This window comes from Actinoalloteichus spitiensis RMV-1378, from assembly GCF_000239155.1.
GTDB classification, from domain to species: domain Bacteria; phylum Actinomycetota; class Actinomycetes; order Mycobacteriales; family Pseudonocardiaceae; genus Actinoalloteichus_B; species Actinoalloteichus_B spitiensis.
This window is the reverse complement of sequence record NZ_AGVX02000853.1, coordinates 1-221: the sequence shown is the minus strand read 5'-3', so window position 1 is coordinate 221 and position 221 is coordinate 1. Positions and strand designations below refer to the sequence as shown.

At 67.9% G+C, this 221-nt stretch carries 1 protein-coding gene; it reads right to left on the bottom strand.

Annotated features, from left to right (window positions below; genetic code table 11):
- On the bottom strand, positions 1 to 221 hold a 221-nt coding region (locus ACTIDRAF_RS31530; RefSeq protein ID WP_039789914.1), incomplete at both ends, for a condensation domain-containing protein.

Genomic DNA, 221 nt, shown 5'->3' with positions numbered 1-221 from the left:
CCATGAAGACGCTGACACCGCACTCCGCCGCCAGGTCGACGACCCGTTGGTGCAGGTTCTCGTCGATGTCGAAGGTGGCGGTGTCGCCCCGGTAGTCGGCGATGGCGGGGCGGGGGCGGTCGGTGGGCAGGTCGAGTCCTTCTGGCAGTTCGGCCAGTGCGGTTCGCCAGTAGTCGAGTTGCTGGGAGATCGGGCTGTCTGGTTCGTCCTCGCTGCCCAGC